12 protein-coding genes are annotated in these 14,966 nt (G+C 59.3%); 5 read left to right on the forward strand and 7 right to left on the reverse strand.

The window, feature by feature from the left end; all coding sequences use genetic code 11:
- Nucleotides 1-18 precede the first annotated feature (18 nt).
- Nucleotides 19-4,050, reverse strand: coding sequence for an AAA family ATPase (locus tag ACVWVY_RS18575; RefSeq protein ID WP_456627725.1), 4,032 nt, complete (start codon nt 4,048-4,050; stop codon nt 19-21).
- A 506-nt stretch (nt 4,051-4,556) separates the two neighbouring features.
- On the opposite strand from ACVWVY_RS18575, the gene ACVWVY_RS18580 reads away from it, so the two are divergent.
- The 3 genes from ACVWVY_RS18580 to ACVWVY_RS18590 are packed head-to-tail and all read left to right on the forward strand — an operon-like array spanning nt 4,557 to nt 6,981.
- The gene (locus tag ACVWVY_RS18580) at nt 4,557-4,709 is read left to right on the forward strand and encodes a hypothetical protein (RefSeq protein WP_456627726.1); all 153 of its coding nucleotides are present in this window, start codon (nt 4,557-4,559) and stop codon (nt 4,707-4,709) included.
- A gap of 15 nt (nt 4,710-4,724) precedes the next feature.
- Nucleotides 4,725-5,798, forward strand: a complete 1,074-nt coding sequence (locus ACVWVY_RS18585) for a sugar phosphate isomerase/epimerase family protein (protein WP_456627727.1) — start codon at nt 4,725-4,727, stop codon at nt 5,796-5,798.
- A 31-nt stretch (nt 5,799-5,829) separates the two neighbouring features.
- Nucleotides 5,830-6,981 (forward strand): Gfo/Idh/MocA family protein, encoded by a 1,152-nt coding sequence (locus ACVWVY_RS18590; protein WP_456627728.1) that lies wholly within the window; start codon nt 5,830-5,832, stop codon nt 6,979-6,981.
- Between the two features lie 45 nt (nt 6,982-7,026).
- Here the strand turns inward: ACVWVY_RS18590 and ACVWVY_RS18595 are convergent, their stop codons facing one another.
- The 3 genes from ACVWVY_RS18595 to ACVWVY_RS18605 all read right to left on the reverse strand — a co-directional run bounded on the left by ACVWVY_RS18595 (nt 7,027) and on the right by ACVWVY_RS18605 (nt 9,388).
- Complete coding sequence (locus ACVWVY_RS18595; RefSeq protein WP_456627729.1) at nt 7,027-7,266, reverse strand: hypothetical protein; 240 nt, start codon at nt 7,264-7,266, stop codon at nt 7,027-7,029.
- 202 nt (nt 7,267-7,468) lie between these two features.
- Nucleotides 7,469-8,284 carry a Crp/Fnr family transcriptional regulator gene (locus ACVWVY_RS18600; protein ID WP_456627730.1) on the reverse strand — a complete coding sequence of 272 codons (816 nt, stop codon included), beginning with the start codon at nt 8,282-8,284 and terminating at the stop codon, nt 7,469-7,471.
- Between the two features lie 792 nt (nt 8,285-9,076).
- Complete coding sequence (locus ACVWVY_RS18605; protein ID WP_456627731.1) at nt 9,077-9,388, reverse strand: hypothetical protein; 312 nt, start codon at nt 9,386-9,388, stop codon at nt 9,077-9,079.
- 557 nt (nt 9,389-9,945) lie between these two features.
- Here ACVWVY_RS18605 and ACVWVY_RS18610 point away from each other — a divergent pair.
- A complete protein-coding gene (locus ACVWVY_RS18610) occupies nt 9,946-10,155 on the forward strand; it encodes a hypothetical protein (RefSeq protein ID WP_456627732.1) in 210 nt (69 codons plus the stop codon).
- 140 nt (nt 10,156-10,295) lie between these two features.
- Here the strand turns inward: ACVWVY_RS18610 and ACVWVY_RS18615 are convergent, their stop codons facing one another.
- From ACVWVY_RS18615 to ACVWVY_RS18625, 3 genes are all read right to left on the reverse strand, one after another.
- Nucleotides 10,296-10,874, reverse strand: a complete 579-nt coding sequence (locus ACVWVY_RS18615; RefSeq protein ID WP_456627733.1) for a flavin reductase family protein — start codon at nt 10,872-10,874, stop codon at nt 10,296-10,298.
- A 62-nt stretch (nt 10,875-10,936) separates the two neighbouring features.
- A complete protein-coding gene (locus ACVWVY_RS18620) occupies nt 10,937-12,532 on the reverse strand; it encodes a 4-hydroxyphenylacetate 3-hydroxylase N-terminal domain-containing protein (protein WP_456627734.1) in 1,596 nt (531 codons plus the stop codon).
- Between the two features lie 108 nt (nt 12,533-12,640).
- On the reverse strand, nt 12,641-13,513 hold the full coding sequence (locus ACVWVY_RS18625; RefSeq protein ID WP_456627735.1) for an IclR family transcriptional regulator domain-containing protein: 873 nt from the start codon (nt 13,511-13,513) through the stop codon (nt 12,641-12,643).
- Nucleotides 13,514-13,630: 117 nt separating this feature from the next.
- Between ACVWVY_RS18625 and ACVWVY_RS18630 the strand changes: the two genes are divergently transcribed.
- Nucleotides 13,631-14,959, forward strand: coding sequence for an ABC transporter substrate-binding protein (locus tag ACVWVY_RS18630; protein WP_456627736.1), 1,329 nt, complete (start codon nt 13,631-13,633; stop codon nt 14,957-14,959).
- Nucleotides 14,960-14,966 lie beyond the last annotated feature (7 nt).

The following is a 14,966-nucleotide window of genomic DNA, read 5'->3' on the forward strand; positions in this document are numbered from 1 at the left end:
ACTCCCCAAATTCGATCCTCAGGCAGACAGGGCCTTATGGACCGCAGCAAGATCAGGTTGGGCTCCTACAAGCTCCAGAAGTTCTGCAGCTCTAGCTAGATTTAACGACCTTTCCGGATCATCGTGCGGCTTCGTCTGACCGATTTCATAGAGTGCAAGCCCTATTTCACGAGGCATTTCCAGGTTCTTCGCTGCTTGTGCGGCTGCACTCCAGATGCGTTGAGCTTTGGCGGGCCGACCGGATAGGAGCGCGGAGCGGCCCTGCAACAGGAGGGCTTGCGGCCGACAGACGGGGGACATTCGCATGACCCTTGTTGCGTGCCGGCAGGCAAGGAGCGCCCGCGATCTGGCGTAGGAAGCGACGTCCTTGCGGTCTTTCTCCTCTCCCCACCTTTCCAAAAGCACTTCCGTCACTCCCACCACTCCATAAACGTAGGCCCCCCAAACGACGTCCACCTCGCGTAGAACCGCGAGGCCACGCTCGGCTGCATCTAGCGCCTCCTTCATCTCCCGCCGTTGGAGATAGGCTGAAGACAGAATTCCGAGGCAGAACAATCGATCCGCCCGAACCAGCCGTACCTGGGTGAGGTCATTCAGGCGCCGAAGTTGCACCGGGTCGGTCCTGTTGCGCATCAGATTGGACAGCACCATGGTCGCGGCGTGCCATGCCCGGGCCTGGTAGGTCGAATCGGGCGAAATCATCGTCTCCAGGTCAGCGAGTAATTTTTCGGCCGCCGTCAAATCGCCACGCAGGATCGAAGATAGCGCCAGGATCGTTAGCGGTGCGGGCCAGCGCGAGCGATCTCCAAGCTGGCGATACAGCCCAAGCGCTTGATTGGCGCAACGCTCTGTGAATTCCCATTCGCCCATCCCGTAGCCATATACAGCGGCGAGAAGATGCGCCCGAGCCTTGATGGGCAAATTGCCGGCCTCTTCAGCAACGTTCAATGCGCGAGAGCAATAGTAGCGACCAATCCGTCGTAGTCCTGACATTCCAAGACCCAAGCCCAAAGCGCTATATCCGCTGATAGTTTCGGCAATGGCTCCGCTGCGCTCCGCCAGATTTAGCGCAGACAATGTCTCATCAAGAACTGCTAACGACTCGTTTAAAAAGAAATGTCGCTCCGCCAGCCGTTCCCGAATGTGTGCAGTTCGTTGAAACTGCAGCCGGTTCGTTGTCGAGTGCTTATTCGTTCGCGGGGCCAAAAGTCGCAATCGCATTTGCTGTGCCACATTGGACATCACACGGGCGAGCCGGCCCGCGCGTCCATGCGGAGATGCTTGCTTCATGAGTGTCATCGCCCGGACGTAGTGAAGGAACGCCTCTTCGTATTCTGCGAGCTCGTTGTTGGCGTCTCCGAGGATTTCTTCCCACTTCGATTGCTGAACGTCGGTGTCCGCGATCGAAGCACTCTCTACCAACCGAAACGCAGTCTGGATGTAGCGAATGGCGTCTCGGTTCGCGTAACTTCGAAGCGCATGCTCTGCTGAGAGTTCGAGGTAGCGAATAGCGCGTCTCGCCTCGTTCGCTTTCTCCCAATGTTGGGCGAGTTGGGAGTAGTAGGGTTCCAGCCATTCGGAGTGGCGCTGCTCGATGACGTCCGCAATCCCCCTGTGGAGCGTGATGCGTTGAGCGAAGGATAAGAGCCTATAGGTTACTTCCTGGCTGATTGCGTGGCGAAAGGAGTAGATTGGTATCGATTCCTCGTCCTCGACCCGGAGAAAATCCTGATCCACCAGTTGATCAAGCATAGCCACAATGTTGGTCACCCCGGTGTCCGTTGGATAAACGGCTTGCGCAATGTCTGCGCTAAAGTCGCTTCCGATCGCGCTTGCAACTTTTAGCAAGAGCTGGGTTTCGACAGGAAGCGCATCAACGCGACTGACAATCGCCCCTTCAAGATTTGGTGGTAGCGACCTATTTGTCGGATCACTGAGGTCGGCCAGTACTTCGCAAGCGCCTCGGATCACGGCGACCGCCCCGGTATCGCGAAGCGCAAGTGCGAGCTCCTCGCAATGGAACGGGTTTCCTCCCCCGTGTTGATAGATGAAGCTCACCATGGGCTCGGGAAGCTCGTTCGCGCGCAGCTTTCTACGCACGAGCTCCTCGATCGATGGCTTGGTCATCGCAGAAAGGTTGATCTCGATAGAGAAATCAAGTTCTGCTGCGGGATCCGGATGCGCCGAGACGAAGGCGCGAGGGCGACTACTGACGATCAGCAGCAGATTGGGCAATTTGTGAGCGACAGCCGCCAGAAGCTTGATGGATGCGCTGTCAAACCAGTGGAGATCTTCGAAGACCAACGCGCGCGGGCCCCGGTCGGAATCGGCAAGCAATGCAACAATCAACGCTTCAATACAGGCGGCCCGCGCAGAACCGGTTATCTGTCTGGTGAGAGCGGTTTCGGTAAGGCTAATATTGACGACGTCCCGCAGCAAGGGCAGCCATGAGATAAGAGTTGCGTCGTGCCCCAGTTTTTCCTGAGCAATCCTGCTTATGTATTCCGGCGAGTTACCTCCGAGAAGGTCGTGAACGATGTCTCGCCAGGTAAAGTATGGCGTCAATCTATCGATCGAAGTTGCAAAGCCCTTCAAGACAGGCAATCCCTGTGTCCGGGAAAATTCGATCAGATCATCGAGCAGAACAGATTTCCCGATGCCTGGCTCGCCCTGAACAATGATTGCCCCGCCGCAATGGCTTTGAAGCGCATCCTGAAGCTGGCGACGTTCGCTCTCTCGCCCGACAATCTGTCCATCGCAGTGATCGCGATGCGTTCCTAAAACGGTCACGGGTCTAAAGGCTGCGACCAGGGCTTCATTTCCCTTGACGCGCTGCGGCGGCAGAATCGAAAAGGTGACGCGACCCCGAACCGCTTCCGCTGTTGTCATGTCGCACAGGATTCTTCCAGCCGCTAGATCCATCAACCTCGCGGCCATGTTGATTGCTGGGCCCATAAGGCAGTATTCGCGACGCTCGTGGCCACCGTAGTCCCCACAGAACAACTTGCCGGAAGCGATGCCGATCGAGGTCCGCACACCGATAGCCGCAAGCTCCCTGGATATTGCGAGGCCAGCCTCGATTCCTCTTTGAGGGTCGTCTTCATGCGTCGATCGGGGAAGGCCAAAGACGAGCGACAGGCTAAAGCCTTTGTCGTCCATGATGGCTTTGTGAACAACGCCGTCAAATCTATGAGCGGCTCGCTGGGCTTCTAAAACGGACGTTTGAAGCGCATCTGCAAACGCATCCCCAAACGCAAGGCCGCCCAGATTGACGTGGACGACGGTAATGTTGCGAAACTCCGCCAACCACTTACGTTCGCCAAATCGAAGATGGTCGACGACCACATCTGGAACAAGCGCCTGAAGTTGAAGAGTTTGCAAGTCCTTCCGCAACGCCGGCTTCGATGGATATTTCCTGTTTGACAGTCGGTTAAGCACAAATAGTCCGTCGGAAATCGTTCCCTCAGAATAATCTCTAATGAGGCCATGCAGCTCGCTGCACAGCACGACATCGCCAACGTTGGCCCTGCGATATGCGTCTCCTAGACACTCTATCGGCGAGCCGACAACTACAAAGCATGATCGGTCGTCGAGCCCGCCTAACTTGCAGCAGTGGATCTCGCCGACTTGAGCGGAAATGCGAACGCGAAATTGGTGCTGTCCTGACACCGCCTGTCGGTTCATTTCGTCTCTCAGCGCAAGACCGCACCGTGCTGCCAGATGCGCTGCCTCATCGATCCTGGGCGTGTCGTTCCACATCGCCAGCATGCCGTCACCCGCGAACGCGATGACGTCCCCCCCATGCTCGCGAATGATGTCGGTGAGAGGTCCAAATGAATGGTTGAGAAGATTTGAAATTTCCTCAGCGCCATCGGGGCCGCGGCGCGCCAGCCGGTTGGTGGTCTCGACAAACCCTGCTACGTCCAGGAGCAGTACGGCCGCAAATCCAGATTCAACCACGGGCGCGCTGGAGGAAAATCGACCTTCGGCGAGCGCGGTCCGAACCCAATTCGGAACGTACGCGTTGGCATCCACGCTGAGTCTGTCCATCGACGTGACCCCGTGTCCCGCGCTCACGCAATTCACAGCAACGCCGGGTTAACCGCTGCGTTGGCCGTCTAGAAAAAATTTTCGTTTTCGCAAAGTTACTCGGTTCCATTTAATAGGCTTTTGCAGAAGGCCGCAACCATAGAGTTTAGCCCAAATTGCATCGCGTTTGCGAGATGACACGAACAGGTTGGCGGTATTCATAACTATTTGAATGATCGGGATTGTCCGTCGTTGAGATCCGGACGGCAGCGTCTAGGGGAGCCTCATTGTGCGCTTTCCATTCTTCTGGTCGCTGGATACGCGGGTCCCTGGATAATGATCTGACCTCGTCTTTTCAGGAGAGGTTAGTTACCGCGATTGGAAAAGTCGCACCTCTCATCGTCTCAGTTCTTGTCTATCCAGCCCGGCGGAACTGGTCGGTATCCGCCTAAATGACCATAACGGCAGCTGCGGCAGTATTGGGCGCCGCCGTATGAGGCAAGTTGGAGAACCGCCGCCGCAGTTAGATGACACTTAACGACGCTTCACCGGCCATGCTGCGCGCGATCCGGCAGACCGGCACCGATGGGAGGACGATCAAGATCGTCTCGCGTATTGAACGGCCGGCATCCTTGTCGGACAATGAGGCGGCGTCCTACTGGCGTAGCGCAGCGGTCTGAACCGGAGAAAATATAATGTCAGCGATTATTCGACCGGCGACCATGAAGGGGCCCGCGATTTTTCTGGCGCAGTTCATCGGCGATGCGCACCCATTTAACAGCTTCGATGCCATCTGCGGCTGGGCGGCAGGGCTCGGTTACAAGGGCGTTCAGGTCCCGACCTCCGATCCGCGCCTGATCGATCTCGACAAGGCAGCCGCCTCCCAGACCTATTGCGATGAAATTGCCGGCGTGGCTGCGAGCCATGGCCTGGTGATCACGGAACTATCCACCCACCTGCAAGGACAGCTCGTCGCGGTCCATCCAGCGTACAACGAAGCCTTCGACGCTTTTGCGCCGCCCGCAGTCAGGGGCAGGCCGAACGAACGTCAGATCTGGGCGGTAGATCAGATGATGAAGGCCGCGCAGGCGTCTCGCCGCCTCGGCCTCACCGGCAGCGTGAGCTTCACCGGCGCGCTGGCCTGGCCGTTCCTGTATCCCTGGCCGCAGCGGCCGCCCGGCTTGATCGAGACGGCGTTCGACGAACTCGCGCGTCGCTGGCGTCCGATCCTCGATGCATATGAGGAAGCGGGCGTCGACCTCTGCTACGAGGTCCATCCAGGCGAGGACGTATGCGACGGCATTACCTTCGAGATGTTCTACGCCCGCACCGGCAATCACCCGCGTTGCGCGATCAACTACGATCCGTCCCATTTCGTCCTGCAGCAATTGGATTATCTGGCCTTCATCGACATTTACGCCGATCGCATCCGCGCCTTCCATGTCAAGGACGCGGAGTTCAATCCGACCGGCCGGCAGGGTGTCTATTCGGGCTTTCAGTCCTGGCTCAATCGCGCCGGCCGCTTTCGCTCGCTCGGCGACGGACAGGTCGACTTCAAGGCGATCTTCTCGCGGCTGGCAGCCATCGGATTCGACCGCTGGGCAGTGCTGGAGTGGGAATGTTGCCTGAAGAACGCGGAGGACGGCGCGCGCGAGGGCGCCGGATTTATCCGCGACCACATCATCCGTGTCACCGAGCGAGCCTTCGACGACTTTGCCGGCGGCGCAAGCGACGGTGCACAGATCCGACGGACATTGGGTCTCGTTTGAGCGCCGATATAAAGCGACAGGAGCGCGCGGCATGGCTGAACCACGTATTCGACTTGGAATGGTAGGCGGCGGGGAAGGCGCTTTCATCGGCGCCGTCCACCGCATCGCCGCGCGCCTGGACGATCGCTATGAACTCGTCGCTGGCGCGCTTTCGGCCTCGCCCGATAAAGCGATCCGATCGGCGGCGGCGATCGGCCTTGGGTCCGATCGGTCCTATCCGGACTTCCGGACCATGGCTCAGGCCGAAGCCGCGCGAACCGACGGTATCGAGGCGGTTGCGATTGTCACGCCAAACCATATGCATGCCCCTGTCGCCGACGCCTTCCTGGATGCGGGGGTTCACATCATCTGCGACAAACCGCTGACGACGACCCTTGAGGAGGCACGCCGCTTGCGCGACAAGGCGCGTACGAGCGGACTGATATTTGCCGTCACCTATAATTATTCCGGTTATCCGCTTGTCCGCCATGCACGCTCTATGCTTCAGGGTGGCGAACTCGGCGCGATCCGGATCGTGCAGGTCGAATACCCGCAGGACTGGTTGGCCGGTCCGCTTGAGGCCACCGGCCAGAAGCAGGCCGACTGGCGTACCGATCCGGCGCGCTCGGGTGCCGGCGGCTGCGTCGGCGACATCGGCACCCATGCATACCAGCTGGCGCACTTTGTCACCGGGATGGCGCCTGAGCAGATCTTGGCCGAGACGACCATCTTCGTGCCGGGCCGCCGTGTCGATGACAACGTTCAGATCTTGCTGCGTTACGGGAACGGGGCGCGGGGCGCACTGTGGGCGAGCCAGGTCGCGCCCGGAAACGATAACGGGCTGCGGTTACGGATCTTCGGTGAGAAGGGCAGTCTGGACTGGCGGCAGGAAGACCCGAACCTTCTCGTGTGGTCTCCGCTCGGTGAAGCACCACGGTTGATCCGCCGCGGCACAACGTCCATGAACGCCGCCGGTCAGCGCGTCAATCGTACGCCACCCGGCCATCCTGAGGGATACCTGGAAGCGTTCGCGACGATCTATACCGAAGTGGCCACAGCTATTGTAGCGGGTCGTACCGCTTCCCTTGCCGATCCGGGGCTGACCTTTCCAACGATTGAAGATGGCTTTGCCGGTGTTGCGATGGTGGACGCCGTCCTGCGCTCGAGCGCAGCCGGAGGGGTATGGATGCCGGTTGAATTGTGAACGCACCGACCACGCCATCTACGCCCCCTTTTATGGACCTGCAGATCAATCCTTCAGCAAATCATAGTCCCGGCGCAAAACAGTTTGAACGTGAACCGCCGCGCGCGCGGCGGTGTTGGCATCTGCAGTGCCCGCTGCAAGCACACACAGCGACCAGTTATTTTCAGCATGCTTTGTCACCCGATTGATCGCTACGTCCTGCACGTTATGGCAGCCGGGCTGCCTTCTAACTTCCAGCAACGCTCGACGGTGCAATTCCGGCATTGAAACGCGGATCTTGGGCATCGGATTGGCTCCATTGGTCGGAGGCCGCGCGGCCCATACCTAACAGAACGAGAGCAATTCGGGTTCCACTTGCAAGAGCGCGACCTTCGATAGGCTGGGTATTCGCACGGCAAGGTCCGGGAATCGGGGGCGCGCGCTTCGAGTCACCCGCGCTGCGCCTGATGTCCTGTTACCAAAAGTGCGGGACATCAAGAGCCAAGCGTTAAGCTATGTCATCCGCGGCCAGAGTTTGCCTTGCGGGTTTTTCTTGCGCGATAATTCCTTCCAGTCGCGAGATGTTCTCCAGCAGGCGCTGGCTGGTCAGGACGAGGAAGTAATAGCCAAATTGCGGATTCTGAAAATAGATCTCGAGCAGCTTGTCATAAGTTATGGTCAGTACCTGCCCGTCCTCTATGCATTCGACCGTCGCGGTTCGCTGCTTATTGGGCGTCAGGAAGCCAAGTTCGCCCACGATGCGTCCCGGCGGAAGTTCGACGCCGATTTCCGTGACTAGATACCTTCCTGTGATTGTCAGGAACATTTCGTTGGCTGCATCGTCCTTCTTGCACAATGTATCGCCCCGGCGATATCTGCGCTCGGTCATGAACGGTCTGAGCCATTCCATCGAGGTATCGCTCTCGGTCGCGACACGTGCCTTCTTGATCAGATTGCGCATTTGACGGAGGCGAACGGCATTGATCGGTAGCAAAAGCAGATAAAGCAGAAACGTTGCGACGTTGCCGGAGAGCGCGCCAAAGGCAACAAAGAATGTACAGCCGGCCATGTTCGCAATGCGCAGCGGCACCATTGTCTGCATCAGCAAGGTCGCGACAAAGAAGATGGCGCCAATCAGGGCGAACATGTTGGCAAGCGTGATGTTGGCCAACCCGATTTCCAGTAGCCGGTTGAATAGTGCGTCGTAGGTGATGTTGTTGGGATCGAGACCCATCTGAACCAGAATCTTTGCGATCCTGAGATTGTCCGCCGCCGTATCAAGAATGCGGTCTAGTATCGTCGAATCTGCGCTGCTCGAGTTCATCGGATATTCCCCCGCGCAAAGCCGTCGGTATTCATTGGATATCCTGGATACGATAATCGAAGTCCGATAACCATTTGGGTAAGATTAATAGCGGCGATCGTCGATTTACCTCAAGAGCGGTTTCGGCATTTTTACCCGCAGGCTGGAAAGCGCCAATGCGCTTCCGGGCATTGCCGATGCGGCCGACGACAAGGCGCCAGCCGGTGCTATCCATTTTGGATAAGATTGAGATTGATAGCGTCCAGCCATGCCGCGCCAGCCAGACCAAAGCTACAGAACGAGCGACGGAAACTCGGCCTCAAAACCAAGAACAACCGCGGGCCTCGCCCTTGGCGTTGAATGCCGGGCGAGCGGACTCGTTCGAGGCTTGGAGGTTTCCTCAACGAGTCCGCAGCCGCCGCCGCTACCTTCCCCAATAGGAAAGGTTGCCGATGTCGGCAGAGGAGTCTGTACCAAAGCGAGCAGATCAATGCGGAACTAGCGCGATGTGGTAAGGGGGACACATGTTCAGCATCCGAATTTCGGTCTAACAACCTGACCCGATGCCTGGCAGAAAATCGACTTCCTTGCCCCGGGCTTGCAAGCTGTAGGTCGATCGTCGTTGCCGCGCGCACGGTCGTGCGCTCGCCGGCGTACCGTTCTGCGACGTGTCTTAATGAAAGAGACGATGGCTTTGGCGGCGAGATCGCGCACCGTCTTGGCGCGCTGCTCTTTAAAATCCTTATCCAGCATAGGAATGGCACGCGAAGAGATGATCTCCTCCTTGAGCCTGGCGGCTCTTAGGCGAACAGCTCAGCGCCGGACAGCGGTTTCCAGGAATTCTTGCACCGAGCGCGGTACCTCGTCGTATTCGACAAAGCGCCGACGCAGCTCATCGGCAATATCGACCGTGACATCTCGCGACCAGCCCTCGGCGGTGTTGAAGGCGACGACACGAACCGGATGGCTATACTGGTCTTCCAGGAGACGGCGGATCAGCGTCTCGCGGTCGGTGCCTTCCTCGTCGGCCTCGCACCAGGCGCGCCCGAGCCTGCCAAAATCGTTCAGCACCAGATAGGTGTCATGGTCGGCGCTTGGCGGTACGATGGACGGGGAGCGAGGCATTACCTTTGGCTCCAGAAAGTCACGCACAAAGCGACCCCGCCTCGCTTGGCAGGGTCGCTTGCTCTCCGGGCAGGGGGCTGGGCGGCGTAAGCCCGGCAGGCCGCGACACTCTATCCGCAGGAACCTGATGCAATAGCTGCCAAAAAGGAGGATCCCTCTTAAGTTCCATTCACCTTCCGGACATGTTCCAGCTCCGGCGCTGACCGGGTGGGCTGGACGGTAAGCGGACACCCACCCTTCACAGAAGAGCCATCGGCCAAACCGTTCGACACGTTCTCCGCTATCGAAGGCTGCTTCCTCGCTGACCGGATCCACAGCCTCAACTAACTGCAAACGCGATGACACGCGATGCAAGATGATTTGCCGGTCGCCCGAGTACTCTCATGCGAACGGTTTGGCTTCCGTAGCAGATGCGGCGTTCCCAGGCGGAATGACAAACCGGAACGAATATTGCCGGTAGCTGCCACGAAACCAATTTCTGTAGGCCACGAAATAATCCTGAAACACAGGCCGTCAACGATTCCTGGTTTTCGATAAAGGCTTTGCGGAGCTAAACCATGAACTGGGAAACAAATGGAATTGCAGTTGGCACTCGCTTTAAAATCAGCAAACTTGGAGCCGTTCGTTGTCCAAAGCTGGCTGACAAAATGGGCATCGTTGTCGGCTTGAGCCGTCACAACACCGGTATCACCGTGCTGTTCGATGGAGACAGAAGACCGACCTGCTTGCACATGGGTTATATATCTTCAACAGCTGAAGTGCGTTAAGGGCCGCCTTAAGGCGTTCAGTGCTGGCGTGTCGGCCCCGCGCGTACCGAAACACGCGTTCGATAAAATCCCGTACGTTGATGCCGGCGCTTGTCAGTCCGCTTCGGTCAAACTGGGAGTCTCGGTCCCGGGCCGCCATTCTAGTAACTGTGGTTCGGGTCGCTCTCCTTCTGCCGCGAGCCGAGATTTCCACGCTGAAAACTCCCATACGCCCCTTTGTGAAAAACAAGCGGACGACAAGCAATCTCTTCGCCCGAGAACACCTCGCCCAGGATGATATCGTGGTCGCCTGCCTTGTGGATCGCGGCGACCCGGCAGCAGAGTTGAGCCGCGGCACCTTGCAACAGGGGCAGCCCGTCAGCGCTGAACGCAACGGCAAGATCCTTAAATCGGTTCTGCTGATTCCCCGTGAAGCGAGCCGACAGTTCCGATTGATGTTGGCCAAGAATGTTCACCGAGAAGAAGCCCCGGTTGCGGATAGCTGTGCCAGTCGCGCTGCCCTCGCTTGTGCAAACGAGAAGCATGCAGGGCTCCAGTGAGACCGACGTCAGCGAGTTTATGGTCACGCCGAAAAGCTCGCCGCTCCATTCGGTTGCGATGACGGCGACCCCGGTTGCAAAGGTTGCCATGACAGACCGGAATTGCTTGGGATCGATGGAGACACCGCGCAAGATCGCGCTTCGGTTGCCTTGCCCCAGAGATGAGATGCGTGTGTTCATGTCGCCAGGGTTTCCCAAGACCCAATGTCAGAGCAGTCATGACGCCGCTGCGACATCGTCCGTCACTTTCGCAGCATGTGATAACTGAGTTCGCCGGGATCGGTGAGGTCCGGCACCTTCCAGCCGTCGAGGTCGTATTCGGCCATGCAGTCCTCGGCGAATCCCTTGAACCGGTCGGCATTGCCGGAGGCTTGCGCGCCGAACAGGCAGTAGCGGCGGATCTCCTCGGTCGAACCGCCATAATTGATCTCGTAGAGTTCGTGCCGGCCGCCGAATTCGCTGCCGATGCAATCCCACAGTAGTTTGAGCAGTTTCACGCGCTCCTCGGCCTTGTAGCCGTTGGAGCCGCGCAAATAGCGATCCAGATAAGGACGGATCTCGTCGTTCTTGAAGTCGCTGGCATGGCTGTTGAGATAGATCAGCCCGGAGGCGACCGTTTGCTCGATCAGGTACTTGACCTTGGTGTAGGCCATGGTGGCGATGATCTGGTAGGCATTGCCGGGATCCATGTTCGGCAGCACGTAGTCGCCGATCCACGGCTTGGGATCGCGGACCATTGCATCCGACAGGCTCCAGAACAGATTGCGCCAGGCGATGACTTCGCCGACATTGGCCTGCACGCCGCGATAGTCCTTGGTGCCGGCGGCCTCAGTCGCTTTCAGCAACAGCCCGCTGATGAAGTCGAGCTTGACGGCAAGCCGCGTGCAACCGTGAACGACGAAACGCGGCAGGAAACCGGTTCGCGGGAAGAAGTTGTTGGCCTTCTCGATGTCGCCATAGACGAAGACGTTCTCCCAGGGCACCAACACCTTGTCCATGATGAACACGGCATCGTTTTCGTCGAGACGACTCGAGATCGGATAGTCGAACGGACTTCCCATCACGCTCGCGCTCATCTCGTACGAGGTGCGGCAGATGAATTTCACGCCGGGCGCGTTGGTCGGCACCATGAACACGGTTGCGAACTTCTTGTCCTGGAGCGGAATGAGCCCGTGATGCGCGACGAAGGTGTAGTTGGTCAGCACCGAGCCGGTCGCGACCACCTTGGCGCCGGACACGATAATGCCGGCGTCGGTCTCCTTCTCGATATGGCAGCAGACGTCGGCGACTTCGTTCGGCGGACGGTCACGATCAACCGGTGGATGGATGATCGCGTGATTGATGAACGGCACGCGCTCCTGGCTGAACTTGTACCAGCGCTTGGCATTGTCCTGGTAGGGTTCGTAGAAATCGGAATTCGCGCCGAGCGTCGCCAGGAACGCGGCCTTGTAATCCGGCGCCCGTCCCATCCATCCATAGGTGATCCTGGCCCATTCGGCGATCGCATCACGCCCGGCGATGAGATCGTCCATGGTCTTCGGCGCCTTGAAGAAGGCGTGCGTCACGCCGCCATTGCCGGTGTCGGTCGGCACCAGAAGCTTGTGCTTGCGCTTGTCGTCGTGCAGCGCGTCGTAGAGGCGGGCGACCATGCGCGCGGTGTTGCGGAAGGCCGGATGGGTGGTGACGTCTTTGACCCGCTCACCGTAGATGTAGACGGTGCGGTCATCGCGCAGCGAGTCCAGATATTCCTGGCCGGTTTGCGGACGGGTGACTTTGACGTTGCCGATGTGCTCCGGCGGAATTGCCGATGCCGCGTTGCCCTGCGCCTTGCCTGCCATCGCGCGATCTCCCTCGATCTCATTGTTCGATTATCGAACTAGTGTCCGTATTCCGAACTTAGTGCGACGATACGGCCGCGCCGGTCGCTTGGCAAGGGCAGCGCTTGTTCAGAAGGTCATCGATGAGATCTGTTCGGAGATGCGGTTGAGCTCGGGGAGAAAATGCTCCCGCATTTCGTTGCGCGTCGTGCGCGTCGAGTGTGTCGACAGGTTGATGGCGCCGACGGCCTGTCCGCTGCGATCGAGCACCGGCACGGCCAACGCGCGCAGGCCGCGCTCGAGCTCTTCGTCGACGATTGAAAACCGCTGCGCACGATCAGCGCGGATCCGATCGAACAGCGCCTGGAGGTCGGTGATGGTCTGCGGCGTGTAGGCCTCGATGCGTTGCGACTTGAGCCGCCGCCAGATCTCGGCGTCGTCAAGATAGCCGAACATGATTCGGCCGAGCGCGGTGTGCAGCGCCGGCAGACGGCTGCCGACCGACAGCGCCGCCGACATGATCCGGCGGGCTGGGACGCGCGCGACATAGACGATGTCGTTGCCTTGCAGGATCGCGGCCGAGCTGGATTCGCCGAGCCGCTCGCTGAGCTCGCGCATCAGGGGCAGTGCGCGATCGATCCAGCTCTGCGTCGACAGATAAGCGAAGCCGAGGTCGAGAATCTGCGGCGACAGCGAAAACGTCCTGCCGTCCTGTTCGACATAACCGAGCTGGGTGAGGGTGCGCAGCACGCGGCGCGCAGTGGCTCGCGACAGGTCCGCCACCCCTGCGGCCTCAGACAAGGTCATGGTCGGACGCTGCCGGCCGAACGCGCCAAGCACGGCGAGGCCCTTGGCGAGCGTCGTCATGAACTCCTTGTCGTCGGGCTCGCCCTTGCGATGCCTAGGCTCGCCCTTGCGATGCCCTGGCTCGCCGTTGCGATGCCCGGGGTCGCCCTTACGTGGCGGCGGGGTTTGCGTCATGACGCGGCCTGTTGACTCCATGTGGTCTCTGGCGGAGACTGGTCGACATACGAACGTATGTTCGAATATCGAACGCCGGCCCGTGTGTCAATCGAACCACGATGGAAATCCGGGGCATCCAGAGGGGAGGACGCGCAGATGACCTGCCACAACATCAGTTCGACTCATCGCTATCAGATCGACCGCCGTACGCTCCTGAAATACTCGGCCGCAACGGGCGCCGCGCTGTCGGTTGGATTGAAATCGCCGGCGATCGCGCAGACGCGCGCGATCAAGCTCGGCTATGTCTCTCCGCTCACGGGACCGCTCGCAGCCTTTGCGGAAGCCGACAATTTCATCATCGCCAATTTCAAGGAAGCGGCAAAGGCCGGCATCAAGATTGGTAACGCCACCGTGCCGGTCGAAGTCATCGTGAAGGACAGCCAGTCCAATCCGAACCGCGCCGCCGAAGTCGCAAAGGATCTGATCGTCCAGGACAAGATCGATCTCATGCTTGTCGCATCGACGCCCGAGACCACCAATCCGGTCTCGACCCAATGCGAGATCGAGGAGGTGCCGTGCATCTCCACCATGGCGCCGTGGCAACCCTGGTTCATCGGCCGTCAGGCCAATCCCGGCGGCGGGCCGCCGGCCTGGAGGGGCTTCAATTACACCTATCATTTCTTCTGGGGGCTTGAGGACGTCATCGCCGTCTTCACCAACATGTGGAGCCAGGTCGCGACCAACAAATCCGTCGGCGGGCTGTTTCCGAACGATGGCGACGGCAATGCCTGGGGTGACAAGGTCGTTGGCTTCCCGCCGGTGCTGGAGAAGGGCGGTTACAAGCTCACCGATCCCGGCCGCTATCAGAATCTCACCGATAGTTTCTCCGCCCAGATCGGTGCGTTCAAGTCGGCCAGTTGCGAGATCGTCACCGGTGTGGTGCTGCCGCCGGATTTCACGACGTTCTGGAAACAGGCACTCCAGCAAGGCTTCAAGCCGAAGGTCGCTTCCATCGGCAAGGCGATCCTCTTTCCGGTCGCGGTCGAGGCACTCGGCAAGGACGGTCACAATTTGTCCTCGGAGGTCTGGTGGTCGCCCAGTCATCCCTTCAAGTCGTCGCTCACCGGAGTGAGCGCTAAAGACCTCGCCGGCGCCTATCAGACCGCGACCAAAAAGCAGTGGACGCAGCCGATCGGCTTCATCCATGCGTTGTTCGAAGTCGCCGTCGACGTGCTGAAGCGCGCGCCCGACCGTGATCCCAAGGCGATCGCTGCGACCATCGCTGCGACCAATCTCGACACGGTCGTCGGCAAGGTGCAATGGGGCGGTGCAAACCTGCCGCCCTTCGCTGCCAAGAACGTCGCGAAAACTCCGCTGGTCGGCGGTCAGTGGCGGTTCAAGGATGGCAAATACGATATCGTCATCACCGACAACAAGACGGCGCCGGCGATCCCCGTCGGTGGCCAAATGGAGGCCATCGCCTGATCGCGCG

The sequence above is a fragment of the Bradyrhizobium sp. URHC0002 genome (assembly GCF_054059515.1).

Bases quoted from the DNA above. Each gene is read 5' to 3' on its own strand.
- ACVWVY_RS18595 (WP_456627729.1), bottom strand. From the start codon at position 7,266: ATGCCCAAGATCCGCGTTTCAATGCCGGAATTGCACCGTCGAGCGTTG.
- ACVWVY_RS18625 (WP_456627735.1), bottom strand. From the start codon at position 13,513: ATGGAGTCAACAGGCCGCGTCATGACGCAAACCCCGCCGCCACGTAAG.
- ACVWVY_RS18615 (WP_456627733.1), bottom strand. From the start codon at position 10,874: ATGAACACACGCATCTCATCTCTGGGGCAAGGCAACCGAAGCGCGATC.
- ACVWVY_RS18585 (WP_456627727.1), top strand. From the start codon at position 4,725: ATGTCAGCGATTATTCGACCGGCGACCATGAAGGGGCCCGCGATTTTT.
- ACVWVY_RS18575 (WP_456627725.1), bottom strand. From the start codon at position 4,050: ATGGACAGACTCAGCGTGGATGCCAACGCGTACGTTCCGAATTGGGTT.
- ACVWVY_RS18590 (WP_456627728.1), top strand. From the start codon at position 5,830: ATGGCTGAACCACGTATTCGACTTGGAATGGTAGGCGGCGGGGAAGGC.
- ACVWVY_RS18605 (WP_456627731.1), bottom strand. From the start codon at position 9,388: ATGCCTCGCTCCCCGTCCATCGTACCGCCAAGCGCCGACCATGACACC.
- ACVWVY_RS18580 (WP_456627726.1), top strand. From the start codon at position 4,557: ATGACACTTAACGACGCTTCACCGGCCATGCTGCGCGCGATCCGGCAG.
- ACVWVY_RS18610 (WP_456627732.1), top strand. From the start codon at position 9,946: ATGAACTGGGAAACAAATGGAATTGCAGTTGGCACTCGCTTTAAAATC.
- ACVWVY_RS18620 (WP_456627734.1), bottom strand. From the start codon at position 12,532: ATGGCAGGCAAGGCGCAGGGCAACGCGGCATCGGCAATTCCGCCGGAG.
- ACVWVY_RS18600 (WP_456627730.1), bottom strand. From the start codon at position 8,284: ATGAACTCGAGCAGCGCAGATTCGACGATACTAGACCGCATTCTTGAT.
- ACVWVY_RS18630 (WP_456627736.1), top strand. From the start codon at position 13,631: ATGACCTGCCACAACATCAGTTCGACTCATCGCTATCAGATCGACCGC.